Source organism: Legionella maioricensis (assembly GCF_023618015.1).
In the GTDB taxonomy this organism is placed as follows: Bacteria; Pseudomonadota; Gammaproteobacteria; order Legionellales; family Legionellaceae; genus Legionella; species Legionella maioricensis.
Window position 1 is genome coordinate 212,821 of the sequence record NZ_JAJKBJ010000002.1, and the last position, 17,091, is coordinate 229,911.

Below are 17,091 nucleotides of genomic sequence, written 5' to 3' on the forward strand. Positions count from 1 at the left end.
AGAATTATTTTAATGAACTAGAGTAGAAGAGCTTGGTACAGATCCTTGACTATGGGATGGGCCTTCAGCATAAGTGTGCAGCTCTTTGTAAATGCTCAAATCTTCTGCAGGATTAAATTGACTAATGAGTTTATAACCTGGCACTTTTTTCATCTCCGTGCTCGACTCAATTTCCGTTTTAATTCCGGCAATTATTTTCTGAAATAATTTATCATTTAAAGAGGAGGATTTTTCTCCTTTAAGAAAGATCAGAGCAAGAATTTGAGTCTGGCTGCTAGCCGTTTTAAAATAACCCTCTACCTCCTTCCTTCTTGAGGTGCCCCACCATAATTGTTGCTCATAATCATAAAGAGCGGAATTGATTATTCCCTGAAATTTTTTTTGCGGTAAAGATTCGACCCACTCATACATTGTCTTATAGAATAACTTTACTCCCCCATCACTATAAAGATGGGTAAAGCGTTTATCATGTTTGGCAAAGGATACGGTTGCTGCCGTATAAAGCAAAATATCCTTTTTAAAAGCCCCGTCTCTTACCGCATTGCGCACACTGAGCAAAGGATAGGATTGGAGCATGAGAGGAGTGAGGTGTTGAATGAGTAATTGATTTAGCTCCCCTGTTTCTACCATACCTGAACTAAAAATATGGGCCAACCGATGATCACCACTTTCCTCCTGGCTGGCCTGCAGATACTCTTTAACTGGCTGGGTTCGCTGCCGTTTTGAAAGGGCAGACACATAGGGGGCGTAATAAGTATCAATAATCTCATTAATGTGAAGACTCAACTCTCCTGGTTTTAACCCCTTTGCCCAGAGGAATAAAGAGTCATTAAACTGTTTTATTATGCTTTCATCAGTATGAGGTAATACTTCTTTGGGGGCGATTGAGCTTATAGCATCCTTCATTTGCTCATCGGTCGTGGTTAAATGACGCTTGAAGTTTATCCGCTCAGCAAATTGGTTTAGCAGAATGGAAATACGATTAAACTCTCCCCCGGGAGTCATGGTATGCAATAAATTTTCACGGATGGGCAAATCGAATTTTTCGTATAATTGTTTTAATTGGGTGGCAAAAAGAAGATTATCTTCCTCAGTCAAATCCTCGCGTTTTTTATCAAAGTAATCCTTGCCTATAGCTTGGAATGTGTTAGTAAAATCAACAAGCAACAGACATGCATTTCGCAGCTTACTTTCTTTATCTACAAGAATTAAAGATTCAATTTTAGATTTAGATAGTTCCGGCATTGTATTAACCATTTCCCAAGCACTGGTTAAAGTATCATCCGTTACTTTTTTTCCCTCTACTTCGGGAAGCTCTACTTGTGATGATACCAAATACAAAACTTTATTATTTAATTGAAAACAGCTGTGTAATAATTCTTTATATGTTGGAAAATGCGCATCACGCCAAACCTGATGATAACGGTTTTGTAATTCGGGCAAATTATACTTAGTACTCGCCTCATCCTTGCTGTATATAGTCTCATTTTGGGTTTTTACCCATTCCTCTATTTTTCTATAAAAAGAAGGCTTGCGATAAAGAGCCGTGCAAGTGGCTGGCAGAGGAACCCCATATCCATTATTTTCACAGCCCATGTAAAAGACAACCACGCGATACAAATTATCATAATGTTTTTGATAAATATCCATCATAAAGTCGACAAATGGCTTGGTGTTAGTCGTCTCATTGAATAAGTTGGGATACTCTTTTTCATAGGCTAGCCGCAGACTGACATCGGTATCATCTAAAGAGGTGTAATTTAAAGTCATGTCGCCAAAAAGTTCCGTTAAACGCTTTCGCGTTACTTCGGGTTGGAACGTTAATAGCGCTTTCAGGGCCACTGCGAATTTTTGCTCATGAGCTTCAGGTTCGTGTGCTAATTGCTCAAATTGGGAAGGATCAGCATACGGTTTGGGAAGAATTCGAGTTAAAAGGGATGATTGTATCGGTAAACTTTCCTGCCCTGGATGTAAATAAGTAAACCAATGATAAGGTTTGGAGTCTTTAACAATGGGAAAACTTTCCCAATCACGTACAGTTAAGGCAATACTTTTCTTAGGAATACCAATAACAGCCCTGGCTTCCTTCATCAAAATAGTGAGCCAATAAAAAAACATATCGAAATCTAGAATAACGGCCTCCTCACCCGCAAAACCATTATTGTGAGGATGCCCATCGTCATTATCACCATACCAAAATGCAAAGGCGGCTTCTATATGCTTTTTTTTAAGTAACGTTTTTGTGCTTGGCACCACCTGTTCTTTGGCGGCAATCTCTTCGGGCACTGTTTCATTGGAGTAATTAAAAGGCTTAAAACCATCAATAGCTATTGATAAAGTACCAACCAGCTCATCTCTCTCATTAAAGACCAACCGTTCTTCCGCACAATTTTTTCCGAGATACAATCGCTGTAAAAGAGAAGTGCCAACGCTTATTTTGGCCAGAAGCTCTGGGTAATGATTTTTAGGCTCTAATTCTTTAAAATAGCCGAACTTTGTGATTCCATCTTCTATGAACTCAACACGAATAATTGGATGAGAACCCTCAACAGCCTTACCAGCCGTTAAATCTTTTAATTGTTTTCGTCTAAGTCCTTTTTTGGGTATCCCCATATACCAAATCCCTTTATCTAATCAATGCGTCCATGCATCATATTAAGCAGAAATAATCAAGAAGTTCAAGAGTATTTTTCATACAAATAGTTATTAATAAGGGGGGTTCTGGGTTAATAATGAACATCATGTCTTTTTTAACCTGACTAAGGATATAAAAAAAGACACCTTATAAGAAATTATGAGCAAAATAAGGAAACGCGTAACCCAAGGTCTGGCACCCCCGCCCCTTAAGGAGTCAAAATTGAGGCAGGACGTGGTAAATCGATCAGCTCCATAACCTCTTTATCCAGAGCACGTACCTGCTCCCCCAAAGGTGTTTGATTGAAAAACCAATAATTTCCCGTCCTTTTTTCCTTGATGTCATTCGCTATGCCCAGAGTTAAAGCAGTGATTACGATGTTGGCCATAACAATAAAGGCTTTATATAATATTGACCGAACCTCTGGATCGACTATATTTAATACTTCTCTTTCTGCCTGCTTAATCCTGTCGTGGATATCGACATTGGGTTGGGTAAGACCGTCATAGGCAATACAATACAACAACCGTCTATAGTTTTTTTCTGCACGTTGCCATTGGCCAATCGTGTCTTGATCTGCAGAAGAGCCGCGTAATCTTTCGTGGACGACCTTGCATTGCGCCTCGACCCGCAGAATGATTTTTCTTAAACGACTCCCTTGTATTCCCCTATCATCAGCAGTCAAAGCAACAATTTCTTTTTCAAAATTCAAGTCCTGCATTTGTTTGGCGCAAATAAAACGCTCATGTAAATTCTTAGCTAACACCAATAGGGCGCTATCGGTGATCACGGGAATACTTCTGCCTTGTCTCACCGGACCATACTGAATTCCGGTATAAAGAATATTTATTAATGCCTCGCGATGAGAAACATTATCGACTTTATCTAAGTGAGGTAAAAACAGGCGTAATAATTGCCCCTGTTTATTATTCTTTAAAGCCCAGGTATATAAATTGCCGGCAGGTATCCCTGTTTTTTTGAGGACAAAAAAAGCTTTACTCAATTCGGCTAATTCTTCCACATTCAATTTCTTTAAATCTGCTTTTATTGAACCCGATTGGGCAAGTTGTGCAGAGAAATGATATAAAATCGATTGTTGCTGGTGTTCAAAGGGATCCATAACCAGCTTTTTTAAACTTTTAATGGGAATAATTTCTCTTTGATCTAGAGCCACTAACGTTTCGGCAAGTAACGGATAGGCTATAGTTGCTTCCACTATTTTTTTATAATCTTTGAGCTTTAAATCGCTTTTAGCCCAAAAAATAAGACACAATTTTTTGGTATTGCCATCCTCTAAGCGATCTATGTATTCTAATTCTTTACACTTATCCGGATTTCTAAAAAATTCTCTTATATCCTCAGTGTACCCCAGCTGCACCAGCAGGCGGACCGAGCGATAATAGGCCTCTTCCGATAAAATTAATTGAAATAAATCAGCGCTATAAGCTTCTCTAACCAAAAAAGGGATTAACTGCACTTGGGCATCCTTCCACACCGTGCCAGTCATGGTTTTTGCAAGGACATTTTTTTCAAGAAAATCTCTATTGGCGCTCAGGATCTTCTCTTCATAAAATAAAATGACCATTTGTAACAAGTTTTTATTGATTTTTTCACTATCACATAGTGATGTGCCTTCAATTTCCTTTCGCAATCCACTATGTTCTGATAAACAATCTTTTAACATGGCAGGAGATAAAGTAAGCTGATATTCGGCTATTAAATCCAGGGTAGGATTTTCTGCAAGCACTACATCAGGTCTGAATTCATTAAAGTTTATTGCAGTTACCTGGTCGGAAACGGGCATCAAACGTACCAAATGAGCCAACCGGACAGCCTTGGGATCCATTTCTCCAGTATCCGCTTTAATGGTTTTTTGCAACCAACTGTGGAGGAAGGGGGAGTCAATTTGCTCCATTAATGGATTCTTTAAAGGATCTGTTGAAGAAACGACAATACCTTCTGTCGTTTTAACATAGGGGGTCAAATCAAAACTGGATAAAAGAACAACGGTTCTTGCTTCGGGGGCCAGATGATTATTTTTTACCAAGCCCAATACCCATCTTTTTGGGTCATCTTGCCTGAACATTAACATGAAACCACAAGGCTCTTGATGCTCATTGACGTAGGCAAAATACTGATGGACATAATTCTCTTGATAATCTTTGGGTTTTTCATTTCTATTGATTAAAGGGAGAGGCTCACCCATAAACCAATATAAATTACCAGCCGACATGTTTCCCGGTAAATAATAGGAGCCTTGAGCTTCGGCCTCCCAGGTTCTAATAAAATACTTGGCCTGAGCATCGGTACCAAGAAATCTGGTTTGCGGCATATCTTGCTCCATTCGATGAGCATCAGAACTTGGTACAATCATCCACTCCTGCCCACAAGCACGAAATAGATCTTGCGCATTGCCTTGTACTAAATAAACCATAATGAATTATCTCAAGCCTTAAAATTGCAGACATTATAACCAGGAATGCTGCTTCATAGGGATTTTTTGGCGAAAATCTGTATTATTTTCATCCTACTTATCAACGCTTAACCACCATACTCGCCAAGCCTTAGTAATAGCAGGTTACTTTTCACTAAAAATAAACCAGCTATTACCAAGTAGTTATGCCCCTCAACAGAACGCTTATAATACTCTCTGTGCAACTGAAGCACTATCTTCAGAGGTATCTTGTTCCATTAAATGCTTCTTGCCAAGCTCTTCATGTGGATTTTTCATTTCAAATAATGAGGAGAAATGGCCTGGCACTTGGTCCTGTTCCAAACTCTTTTCCGCATCGCAATTCTGGACCTGAGTTAGAGGATAGGCTTTACTTGGGGTAACCGTAGGCAGGGGAGAGAAAGTGTCTTGAATTTGAGAAGCTAACAACTGAAAAGGGAAAATAAAAGATTGCACTATCCCGGCCACTATCCCGAGCCCCACCGTAATGACTCCAGCAGCCAGGAGTACAGGGCTTGAAGTTATGCCAAAAAAGAGTGCACCGAATTTAAATATGAAACCATAATCGCCACTACCATCTACGGTAAACAGCCCATACAACAATGACCATGGTGAAAGGCTAACTTGAAAAGTTGTTTTCATTCTTTCTTTAAAGTTTGCAATGCTTTGTTGTACATGAGTCATATTTTTTCCTCCATTAATTTAGAAGAAGAATAATATCATCTAAATATTAACAATTTATTAATCGCTAAGGTTAGGCATCTTTTTGAAGATGAGTTTTATTTGTTTCATCGACAGATGAGTAATTGACTGGCATGCCATTTTGATTCTTTTTGCAGACAACAACCAGATAACTGCTTTTTCTTGCCATAACCGGAGTAATGAACAACAAAATAGAATATAGATAGTTTTTATAAACCACTTTAAATAAAAATTACTAAAAAAGTTGGTTTTTTGATACCATAGCTCGGCAATCTTGTTATTGATTGAATTTTCCGCAAATCATCGCTTTTTGCCTCAAGGAACATATGAAATTTAATATCATTGGCGCAGGAAGACTGGGTAAAAATATCGCTTTGGCCCTTTCCACTGCTCAGATTGCCTTATTACAATCCGTATTGAATCGCACGCTTAAAAGTGGGGAAGAGGCTTGTCTTAAATTGGGCTCTGGCAATGCGGTAAATCAAATCGACGATTTACCTCCTGCAGATATTACTTGGATTACCTGTAATGACGACGCGATTAAATCCATAGTACGCCATCTCATGGCCCATTCTTCATTAAAAGCCGGCAGTCTGGTCGTCCACTGCAGTGGTGTATTAAATTCCACTTTATTAGCGCCACTTAAAGCACAGGGCTGCCTTGTTGCCAGCCTTCACCCTTTAAAAGCATTTAGAGCGGACTATTTGGATGCAAATGCCTTTAACCGTGTAGACTGTGCTTTAGAAGGAGATGAACAGGCCTGCACTTGGTTGCATCGCGTCTTCACAGCTTTAGGTGCCAACATCATCTCTTTAAAACCCGAAACTAAAGCAACCTATCATGCCGCAGCGTGTCTGGCCTCAAATTATTTAATCACCCTAGCCTCTTGCAGTGAACAATTGCTTCACCAGTCAGGGTTAACTCAAGAACAAGCCCGACAAATTACTTGCAAATTAATGCAGGGAAATTTAAATAACTTACAACAAACCGCGCACGTATCAGAATCACTCACTGGACCATTAATGCGTGGCGATCATGAGACCCTTGCCCTGCATCTCCAGGCAATGGAAGATCCCGTCATGAAACAATTTTATAAAGCAGCAGGATTAGCTACTCTTCAGCTAACATCGCTCACAGAAGATAAAAAGCAGGTCATTACGCAATTACTTCAACCTGAATTCGAGGGTTAGATCGTTATGAACCATGCAGCATTATTAGTTATAACAATTTGCGGATATGTAATTTTATTAAAATAGCATACTCAAATAGTCGTCATTGCGAATAAAATGCTGAACGTCTAATTTTCCCTTCTCCACGGTAACCGTTCCCAATAGGTCGTCGTTGCGAACGCAGTGAAACAATCCAGTAACTCTAACGAAACATTGTTCTGGATTGCTTCGCCAAGGCTCGCAACGACGGAATTTACATACCCCACAAATAGTTTACCTATGCTTTGGTTAAAATAATTAATGTTTCACGGGAAACAGTTCTCATCCCTTCATTGCGAATAAAATACTGAACATCTAATTTTCCCTTCTCCACGGTAACCGTTCCCAATAGGTCGTCGTTGCGAACGCAGTGAAACAATCCAGTAACTCTAACGAAACATTGTTCTGGATTGCTTCGCCAAGGCTCGCAACGACGGAATTTACCTACCAGAGAACGGTTACTCTCCACGAAAGTTGTACCTATTGGCTGGCTCCTGCCTCTGTAACCTGTAAATGAGTGACGTTCTGCAATCCTCTGGGAAGATGGTTACCTCTTCGTCCCCGTTCTCCCTTGTAATGAGCCAGATCAGCGCCCTTCAGAGTAAAATGCCGCTTACCTGCATGAACGGTTAGCGAATCTTCTATTGATAGAACCTGTAAATCAATTATATATTCCTCTCTTGCGGCTGCTTTAGCTGAAGGAATACTAATTAATTTATTTCCTTTGCCGCGCGATAACTCCGGCAATTCGTTAACTGCAAAAATAAGCAAACGCCCTACACTGGTAGCACAAGCAACAAGTATTTCTTCATGACTGGGCAGGAGTCTTGGGGGCAATACACGACTGTTTGCGGATAATTTAATGCATGCTTTACCATTACGATTTTTTACATAAAGATCGCTTACCTTAGCAATAAATCCGTATCCTGCATCACTGGCCAAGAGTACTTTTTGTTCTGGCTCTCCCCCAACTATGGCTTCAAATACCATCCCTTCCGCTGGATTTAATTTGCCGGTTAAAGGTTCACCCTGCCCTCGTGCCGAGGGAAGTACGTGCCCGGGTAAAGAATACACTTTTCCTTCGCTATCAAAAAATACAATTTGTTGATTGGATCGGGCCAAAGCTTGTGCTTTAAATTCATCACCCGCTTTATAATTAAGCTCCTTACCGTCAACGTCATGTCCTTTCCCTGCTCTTATCCAACCGTTTTTGGATAAGACAACCGTAATGGGCTCATTAGGGAGAATGTCCTCTTCTTTTAAAGCCTGAGCATCTTGTCTGACAATTATTGGTGAACGACGCGCATCGCCGAATTCATTCCTGTCTTTAATAATCTCTTCTTTAACTAATGATTTCAACCGTGACTCACTGGCTAAGATCTGTTGTAAATTATCTCGTTCGACACTCAGTTCGTCCAATTCACCACGTAATTTTATTTCTTCCAATTTAGCTAAATGACGCAGTTTCATTTCCAAAATAGCTTCGGCCTGCCGCTCACTCAAATTAAACCGGGCAATTAGTCCTTGCTTAGGGTGCTCATGCTCACGAATAATGGCTATTACTTCATCAATATTCAAATAGGCAATCAGCAATCCCTCGAGAACATGGATACGTTCTAAAACTTTTTCTAATCGGTGCTGCAAACGTTTTTTTACCGTAGCTAAACGATAAATCAGCCATTCATTAAGAATTTGCAGCAATCCTTTAACTCGAGGCTTGCCATCCAGGCCTATCATATTAAAGTTAACCCGGTAACTACGCTCAAGATCCGTTGTGGCAAATAAATGAGACATCAATCCTTCTGCATCAACACGATTGGATTTCGGGATGATGACCAATCGAGTGGGATGTTCATGATCGGATTCATCGCGCAAGTCTTCTACCATCGGCAATTTTTTCTGCTGCATTTGCAAGGCAATTTGCTCAATTATCTTAGCCCCAGAGACTTGGTAGGGCAGTTCAGTAATTACGATATTGTGCTTTTCTTGTACATAAACAGCCCGCATTTTAATTGAACCGCTGCCTGTTTCATACATGGCAGTAATGGCCTCACGTGGCGTAATGATTTCTGCTTGAGTGGGGAAATCGGGGCCTTTTATATGTTCGCGAATAGCGGCTAAATCAGCCAGAGGATTATCTAATAAATGCACACAAGCATTGGCTACTTCCGTTAAGTTATGCGGCAATATGTCAGAGGCCATTCCCACCGCGATTCCGGTAGCTCCATTTAATAAAATATTAGGCAGGCGAGCGGGAAGCAATGCAGGCTCTTGCAAGGTACCATCAAAGTTATCCACCCAATCAACGGTGCCTTGCAATAACTCGCCCAGTAAAACCTCTGCATAAGGTGACAAGCGCGCTTCGGTATACCGCATTGCGGCAAATGATTTGGGATCATCAGGAGATCCCCAATTTCCCTGCCCATCCACAAAGGGATAGCGGTAAGAAAAAGGTTGCGCCATTAAAACCATTGCTTCATAGCATGCACTATCACCATGTGGATGAAATTTACCTAATACATCCCCTACAGTGCGAGCTGATTTTTTATATTTTGCTGTAGCTTTTAGTCCCAGCTCTGACATAGCGTAAACGATACGACGTTGAACTGGTTTTAATCCATCAGCTATGTTGGGCAAGGCTCTGTCTAAAATGACATACATGGAGTAATCAAGGTATGCTTTTTCCGTAAACTCCGTCAGTGGTTTTTTTTCAGTCGCTTCATTCATAGTAGGTTTAGTCATTATGTTATTAATCGCTATTTGATCATCGTAGTGCAATCATGGTGCGTATTGCAAAGCTATTTTAGCAAAATATTCATGATGTTAGAAATGTAAACACCATGTTAACTGTGAATAACTTTGAGCTTTATTTTATGCACTGAAGCACCTCTCAATTAACTCATTGATATTTAATCAATTTTTTTTATTAAATTATATTGCCGTTTATTTAGCCTGTGGATAACCTTGTGTATGAATCATGAATAAGTAGAGTAACTCTATGTAATATACGTGATTTATTCTGTAATACTAAAGAAAGAATGAAACCATACCAACACATATTATCAATAAAGGTGTATTCGGTAGAAAGTAATATCTATTGAAGAGAAAACAAGATAAGGTCGGTTAAACGTTACCGACACTTATCTTTAAAAAGGTATTATTTAACAATTTTTCTAAATTTCTGGATAGCACGTATCTGAGCAACTGCGCGAGCTAACTCAGCAGCTGCTACTGAGTAATCTATATCGCCGCCTTTATTGGCCATTGCAGCCTCAGCATGAGCTTTAGCAGCAAGTGCAGCAGTCTCATCCAAGTGATCCGCACGCTCGACTACATCTGCAAGTACGGTCACACAGTTAGGCTGAACCTCAAGCATGCCGCCCTGGACATAATAAATTTCCTGGGCGCCACCTGGCAAAGTTAATCTAACTTCCCCAGGTTTCAATACAGTAAGCAATGGAGCATGACCCGGTGTAATACCAACTTCACCTAACTCTCCAGTAGCAACAACCATCTCTACCAATCCGGAGAATATTTCATGTTCTGCACTAACAATATCCAAGTGCGTTGTAATAGTCATATCTGCTTGCCTCATAAGGTTTTCGCTTTAGCTACAGCTTCCTCTATGCTTCCAACCATATAAAATGCCTGCTCAGGTAAATCATCATATTCACCAGCAAGAATGCCTTGGAAACCTTTAATAGTATCTTTAAGTGATACGTATTTTCCTGGAGAGCCAGTGAACACTTCTGCAACGAAGAATGGCTGCGACAAGAACCTTTGAATTTTACGCGCACGAGTTACCACACGTTTGTCTTCTTCAGATAACTCATCCATACCAAGAATCGCAATAATATCTTTTAATTCTTTATACCGTTGCAAAGTTTGCTGCACGCGACGTGCAGTATCATAATGCTCTTGGCCAACGACTAGTGGATCCAATTGACGAGAAGTAGAGTCCAAAGGATCTACTGCTGGGTAAATACCAAGCTCAGCAATTTGACGTGAAAGAACTACTGTCGCGTCTAAGTGAGCAAAGGTAGTTGCAGGTGATGGGTCAGTCAAGTCGTCCGCAGGAACATATACTGCTTGAATCGAGGTAATAGAACCTGTTTTAGTAGAAGTAATACGCTCTTGTAACATACCCATTTCTTCTGCCAGCGTAGGCTGATAACCTACTGCAGAGGGCATCCGACCCAATAGTGCAGAAACTTCAACCCCTGCCAAGGTGTAGCGATAGATGTTATCAATAAATAACAATACATCACGGCCTTCATCACGGAATTTTTCTGCCATAGTCAAACCAGTTAAAGCAACACGTAAACGGTTACCTGGTGGCTCGTTCATTTGACCATAAACCAATGATACTTTATCCAATACATTAGAATCTTTCATCTCATGATAGAAGTCGTTACCTTCACGAGTACGCTCACCCACACCGGCAAACACAGAATAACCACTGTGCTCGATTGCGATGTTGCGGATTAATTCCATCATGTTTACGGTTTTACCTACACCCGCACCACCAAACAGACCGACTTTACCGCCTTTCGCAAAAGGACAGAGCAAGTCAATTACTTTAATACCTGTTTCTAATAGTTCTTGGCTACCGGCTTGTTCTTCATAGCTTGGTGCTTTGCGATGAATAGCCCAATGATCTTCAGCATCAATAGGACCCGCATCATCTATAGGACGTCCTAAAACATCCATAATACGACCTAATGTTTTTGTACCAACAGGAACCTGGATTGGCTTACCTGTATTTTGAGCTTTTAGCCCGCGTTTCAGTCCATCCGTTGTACCCATAGCAATAGTACGAACCACTCCGTCACCCAGCTGTTGTTGTACTTCAAAAACCAGATCACCATCAACAAGTGTTAAAGCATCATTAATTTTAGGGACAACATCACGGGGAAACTCTACGTCGACCACCGGACCAATTACTTCTATTACAGTTCCTAAGCTCATTATATACCCTCTTATAAAGCGGCTGCGCCACCGACAATCTCTGCCAACTCTTGAGTAATTGCAGCTTGTCGGGCTTTGTTATAGGCCAATTGAAATTCTTTAATTAAATCACCCGCATTATCCGTTGCACTTTTCATTGCAATCATTTTAGCGGCCTGTTCACAAGCAATATTTTCTACTACGGCCTGATAAACTTGTAATTCAATATATCGTTCTAAAATATCATCGAGCAGATCTTTAGCGTCGGGTTCATAAATATAATCCCAATGATGCCCCATGACCTTGCTGTCATCTTCTGATTTCGGTAATGGTAATAATTGTTTTACCGTTGGTTTTTGCGTCATGGTATTAACAAATTCGTTATATACTACATGCAATGCATCGATAGTACCGTTGTAATAAGCATCCAACATCACTTTTACAAGACCGATAAAATCATTAATGCTTGGAGTATCACCAAGATGATCAACAGAACCAAGGATGTTACCGCCAACGCGCTTAAAGAAAGCCTGGCCTTTTCGACCAATTACAGCCACATCGACTTCTTTACCTTGCTCTTTCCAATTGCGAATAGTGCGAATAGTTTCGCGTAATAAATTCGCGTTTAAACCCCCGCATAATCCTCTGTCTGTAGTTACTACAATAATACCTATACGTTTTATTTCACGCGTATCCATAAATGGATGCCGGTATTCAGAGTTCGCGCGAGCAATATGTTTTACCACATCATAGATTTTATTGGCATAAGGTTTAGATGCACGCATTCTTTCCTGCGTCTTACGCATTTTACTTGCTGCCACCATTTCCATCGCACGGGTAATTTTTCGAGTTTTGTTAATACTCGAAATTTTGGTGCGGATTTCTTTTGCTCCAGCCATATCTCACTTCGCCTTTATTGATTTATAGGTCATTGCCACAAGTGCAATGACCTTATAACTTACCAACTAGCCGTACGTTTAAAATCTTCAACAGCAGCTTTCAGTTTTGCTTCGATAGTGTCATCATAACCACCGGCTTCATTTATTGAGTGCAACAAGCCTGCATGTGTGCTGCGCATGTAATCATGAAGTGATGCTTCAAATGAACTGATTTCGTTCACGGGAATATCATCCAAATATCCTTTTTCAACAACAAATAAAGACACACCCATTTCTGCAACAGAGAATGGTGAATACTGCTTTTGTTTCATTAATTCGGTAATACGTTGACCGCGTTCTAACTGCTTACGGGTTGCATCATCCAAATCTGAAGCAAACTGCGAGAAGGCTTCCAATTCACGGAATTGCGCTAAAGCCAAACGTGTACCACCGCCTAGTTTCTTCATAATTTTCGTTTGCGCTGCACCACCAACCCGTGAAACAGACAAACCAGAGTTAATCGCAGGTCTTACGCCTGAGTTGAATAAATCTACATCAAGGAATATCTGACCGTCGGTAATAGAAATTACGTTTGTTGGTACGAATGCAGATACGTCACCTGCTTGAGTTTCAATAATCGGCAATGCAGTTAATGATCCTGTTTTACCTTTTACTTCGCCTTTAGTTAATTTTTCAACTTCTTCAGCGTTAATTCGAGCCGCTCTTTCCAGCAGTCGTGAATGTAAATAGAAAATATCCCCAGGATAAGCTTCACGACCTGGTGGTCTACGCAGTAATAGGGAAATTTGACGGTATGCCCAAGCTTGTTTGGTCAAATCATCGTAAACGATCAGTGCATCTTCGCCGCGCTCCATGAAGTACTCGCCCATGGTGCAACCAGAGTAAGGGGCAATGAACTGCAGTGCTGCAGAATCAGAGGCACCTGCAACGACAACAATAGTATGTTCCAATGCGCCGTGTTCTTCTAATTTACGTACTATAGAAGCTACTGACGACGCTTTCTGGCCTATAGCCACGTACACGCACTTAACGCCGGTACCTTTTTGATTAATAATCGCGTCAATCGCAATTGCTGTCTTACCTGTTTGACGGTCGCCAATAATAAGCTCACGTTGTCCACGACCAACAGGAATCATCGCGTCGATTGCTTTCAATCCAGTCTGTACTGGCTGATCAACTGACTTACGTGAAATTACGCCTGGAGCAACTTTCTCGATTGGAGACATTCCGGCAGATTCAATAGGTCCTTTTCCGTCAATAGGGTTACCTAATGCATCTACAACCCGGCCTAAAAGACCGTTACCGACTGGAACTTCAAGAATGCGGCCAGTACATTTACCTTTTTGTCCTTCAGCTAAGGATGAAGAATCGCCAAGGATTACTGCTCCGACAGAGTCTCTTTCCAGGTTAAGTGCCAGACCATAAACACCGCCAGGGAATTCAATCATTTCACCGGCCATTGCATCAGCAAGACCATGTAAACGAACGATACCGTCTTTTAAACTAACTACTGTCCCTTCATTACGAGCTTCTGAGACCACATTGAATTGATCTATTTTCTTTCTGATTAATTCGCTGATTTCAGAAGGATTTAACGCTACTTGTTCTGACATGAAAACTATCCTCTAAATTAAGCGGCCAAGCCGGTGCCAAGTTTATTGAGCTTGCCCCGAACTGAACCATCGATAACTAAATCACCTGCTCGTATTACTGCTCCGCCAAGCAAGGAGGGATCAATACTTATTTTTAACGACACTTTACGTTTAATGCGCTTACTTAATGAATCTATCATTTGCTGCTGTTGAGCGGATGTTAGCGTAGAGTAACTGACCACAACCACATCTAATGTTTTTTCCTGTTCTGCTCTATGAGCCTCATAAAGCGCGTTAATTTCTGGCAATAACATCAGTCTTTTGTTAGTCGCTAGTAAAGCAATCAAATTATGTAATGACTTAGTCTCTTTAACTTTAGAGCCGCATATTGATTGCAAAAGGTCGATTTGCTGTTCCACTTTTGATGCAGGATTTGTAATAAATTCAAATGCTATTGGATCCAGGATTGCATGAGCAAGAATAAGTAAATACTCAGACCATTCAGCTAATTTATTTTCCGCCAACGCATGCTCAAAAATAGCTTTTGCATAAGGTCTGGCTATGGTGGTGCTATCAGACATTTTAAATCTCTTCTATCAAGTTATCTAACAGTGCGCTATTCGCTTTAGCATCCACTTCACGCATCAGTATTTTTTCAGCGCCGGATATAGCCAATTTGGCAACCTGCTTACGCAGTTCTTCTTTGGCATGATTTACTTGTTGCGCTAATTGTTCCTGTGCGAGTTTTGCCTGAATTTGAGCTTCGCGCTTTGCTGCCTCTTTTGCTTCTTCGATAATTTGTGATGCGCGTTTATTCGCTTTATCAATAATATCAGCAGATTGAGCTTTTGCTTGTCTTAACTCATCTTTAACACGATGTTGCGCCAATTCAAGTTCCTTTCGACCACGCTCTGCAGCCGATAAACCGTCAGCGATTTTTTCTTGTCTTTCTTCTAATGCTTTGGCTAATGGAGGCCAAACTAATTTCATAGTAAACAGAACAAACGCGGCGAAAACCAGCATTTGTACTACTAATGTTAAATTAATATCCAAAGTAATATCTCCTGTAACAATTAGGGCGCAAAGGCGCCCTGTTTATGTGTTATCAAGAACCCAAGTTGCTGAGGAATGGGTTAGCAAAAGTAAAGAACAATGCTATACCAACGCCAATCATAGTTACCGCGTCTAATAAACCTGCAACGATAAACATTTTAACTTGTAACATAGGAACCATTTCAGGTTGACGAGCAGAACCTTCAAGGAATTTGCCACCAAGCAAACCAAATCCTATCGCTGTGCCCAATGCACCTAAACCTATTAACAACGCAACCGCAATAACGGTCATACTTTGAACTTGTGCTATTAAACCAGCAGCTTGCATATTTATCCCCTTTACAATGGATGATGAAAATTAAATCGGTTAGTGTTCTTCGTGTGCCAGACTGAGATAAACAATAGTCAGCACCATGAAAATAAATGCTTGCAATGTTATCACTAAAATATGAAAAATTGACCAGGCAAGAGCCAGAAGAAACTGAGCCGAGCCAAGAGTCACAGCACTCATTAGTGATGTCGATGTAGCATTTAAGGTTAGTAAGGCTATCAAAATAAAGATTAATTCGCCAGCATATAAGTTACCGAATAGCCGTAATGCCAATGATATAGGCTTCGCAATTAAGCCTACCAGCTCAAGCAATAGGTTAAACGGGATAAAAGCATAATGATTAAAAGGCTGAAGAGTCAGTTCTTTTAAGAACGTTTTTGGACCTTTAATCTTAAGACTATAAAAAATTATTAATAAAAATACCGAAATAGATAAACCAAAAGTTAAATTTAAATCATTAGTCGGAACGACCTTCAGATAGTGAACCCCGCCCAGTTGAGCAGCCATTGGCAATACGTCTACAGGCAGGATATCCATAAAATTCATTAGGAATACCCATATAAATATAGTCAGTGCCAAAGGACCAATTAAATTATTTTTACCATGAAAGCAATCTTTCACTTGATTGTCTGCAAATTGCAGCATAAGTTCAGCAAAATTCTGTAACTTCCCAGGGACACCCGTAGTTACCTTTCTGGCTCCATAGTACATTAAAAGGAGAGCGATGGTTCCTAAAACGATAGAGAAGAAGATCGTGTCAAGATTCAAGGTCCAAAAACCACCTGATGAACCCATTTTCATATCACTAACGTTATAGGTAAGGTACGTTAGATGATGCTTGATATAGTTTGTACTAGATACCATTTCAGTCACTTTCAGGCCTATTTAGTTTATTGACAATAATCCATGGGGCAAACCAATGCGTCATCAGTACTAAAATATACGATGCAAAAAACGCAAGCGGTGTGATCCTACATAATACAAATACTGCTGTGAACAGGAATATCGACAAAATTATCTTTAATGCTTCGCCCTTATAAAAGCTATTAACTATTTGTTTTGCGGCTCGTGCACCTTGATATTTAAATACTCTGCTAGCGAAATATGCATTCGGAATAATACATACCATGCCACCGAGTAGTGCTGAAGTCGCTGCATTCGCATTAAATAATATTGCGCATATAGCTGCAATGATTAAAGTAATAGCAATCTGCGCCAACCATAATCGGATGATACCACGTCTATTCAGCTGTTTGTTCACATATTTACCTA

Annotated in this window: 15 protein-coding genes; 1 reads left to right on the top strand and 14 read right to left on the bottom strand. The window is 40.3% G+C overall.

Annotated features, from left to right (window positions below; genetic code table 11):
- Nucleotides 1-9: 9 nt before the first annotated feature.
- The 3 genes from LOX96_RS03205 to LOX96_RS03215 all read right to left on the bottom strand — a co-directional run bounded on the left by LOX96_RS03205 (nt 10) and on the right by LOX96_RS03215 (nt 5,771).
- Nucleotides 10-2,613, bottom strand: a complete 2,604-nt coding sequence (locus tag LOX96_RS03205) for a hypothetical protein (protein ID WP_250420604.1) — start codon at nt 2,611-2,613, stop codon at nt 10-12.
- Between the two features lie 230 nt (nt 2,614-2,843).
- A complete protein-coding gene (locus tag LOX96_RS03210) occupies nt 2,844-5,069 on the bottom strand; it encodes a hypothetical protein (protein WP_250420606.1) in 2,226 nt (741 codons plus the stop codon).
- A 204-nt stretch (nt 5,070-5,273) separates the two neighbouring features.
- Nucleotides 5,274-5,771, bottom strand: a complete 498-nt coding sequence (locus tag LOX96_RS03215; protein ID WP_250420609.1) for a hypothetical protein — start codon at nt 5,769-5,771, stop codon at nt 5,274-5,276.
- Between the two features lie 344 nt (nt 5,772-6,115).
- Here LOX96_RS03215 and LOX96_RS03220 point away from each other — a divergent pair, with 344 nt between their 5' ends.
- Nucleotides 6,116-6,979, top strand: coding sequence for a Rossmann-like and DUF2520 domain-containing protein (locus LOX96_RS03220; protein ID WP_250420612.1), 864 nt, complete (start codon nt 6,116-6,118; stop codon nt 6,977-6,979).
- A 256-nt stretch (nt 6,980-7,235) separates the two neighbouring features.
- Here the strand turns inward: LOX96_RS03220 and LOX96_RS03225 are convergent, their stop codons facing one another.
- The 11 genes from LOX96_RS03225 to LOX96_RS03275 all read right to left on the bottom strand — a co-directional run bounded on the left by LOX96_RS03225 (nt 7,236) and on the right by LOX96_RS03275 (nt 17,080).
- On the bottom strand, nt 7,236-7,466 hold the full coding sequence (locus LOX96_RS03225) for a hypothetical protein (RefSeq protein WP_250456347.1): 231 nt from the start codon (nt 7,464-7,466) through the stop codon (nt 7,236-7,238).
- Between the two features lie 11 nt (nt 7,467-7,477).
- A complete protein-coding gene (parC, locus tag LOX96_RS03230; protein WP_250422223.1) occupies nt 7,478-9,739 on the bottom strand; it encodes a DNA topoisomerase IV subunit A in 2,262 nt (753 codons plus the stop codon).
- Nucleotides 9,740-10,154: 415 nt separating this feature from the next.
- Nucleotides 10,155-10,577, bottom strand: coding sequence for a F0F1 ATP synthase subunit epsilon (locus tag LOX96_RS03235; RefSeq protein WP_250422224.1), 423 nt, complete (start codon nt 10,575-10,577; stop codon nt 10,155-10,157).
- Nucleotides 10,578-10,588: 11 nt separating this feature from the next.
- A complete protein-coding gene (gene atpD, locus LOX96_RS03240) occupies nt 10,589-11,965 on the bottom strand; it encodes a F0F1 ATP synthase subunit beta (RefSeq protein WP_250422225.1) in 1,377 nt (458 codons plus the stop codon).
- Nucleotides 11,966-11,976: 11 nt separating this feature from the next.
- On the bottom strand, nt 11,977-12,843 hold the full coding sequence (atpG, locus tag LOX96_RS03245) for a F0F1 ATP synthase subunit gamma (protein ID WP_250422226.1): 867 nt from the start codon (nt 12,841-12,843) through the stop codon (nt 11,977-11,979).
- Between the two features lie 59 nt (nt 12,844-12,902).
- A complete protein-coding gene (gene atpA, locus LOX96_RS03250) occupies nt 12,903-14,456 on the bottom strand; it encodes a F0F1 ATP synthase subunit alpha (RefSeq protein WP_250422227.1) in 1,554 nt (517 codons plus the stop codon).
- Nucleotides 14,457-14,473: 17 nt separating this feature from the next.
- A complete protein-coding gene (locus tag LOX96_RS03255) occupies nt 14,474-15,016 on the bottom strand; it encodes a F0F1 ATP synthase subunit delta (RefSeq protein ID WP_250422228.1) in 543 nt (180 codons plus the stop codon).
- A gap of 1 nt (nt 15,017) precedes the next feature.
- On the bottom strand, nt 15,018-15,488 hold the full coding sequence (locus LOX96_RS03260) for a F0F1 ATP synthase subunit B (protein ID WP_250422229.1): 471 nt from the start codon (nt 15,486-15,488) through the stop codon (nt 15,018-15,020).
- 52 nt (nt 15,489-15,540) lie between these two features.
- On the bottom strand, nt 15,541-15,816 hold the full coding sequence (gene atpE, locus LOX96_RS03265; RefSeq protein WP_045097282.1) for a F0F1 ATP synthase subunit C: 276 nt from the start codon (nt 15,814-15,816) through the stop codon (nt 15,541-15,543).
- A 39-nt stretch (nt 15,817-15,855) separates the two neighbouring features.
- Nucleotides 15,856-16,683, bottom strand: a complete 828-nt coding sequence (atpB, locus tag LOX96_RS03270; RefSeq protein ID WP_250422230.1) for a F0F1 ATP synthase subunit A — start codon at nt 16,681-16,683, stop codon at nt 15,856-15,858.
- 1 nt (nt 16,684) lies between these two features.
- The gene (locus LOX96_RS03275; protein WP_250422231.1) at nt 16,685-17,080 is read right to left on the bottom strand and encodes an ATP synthase subunit I; all 396 of its coding nucleotides are present in this window, start codon (nt 17,078-17,080) and stop codon (nt 16,685-16,687) included.
- Nucleotides 17,081-17,091 lie beyond the last annotated feature (11 nt).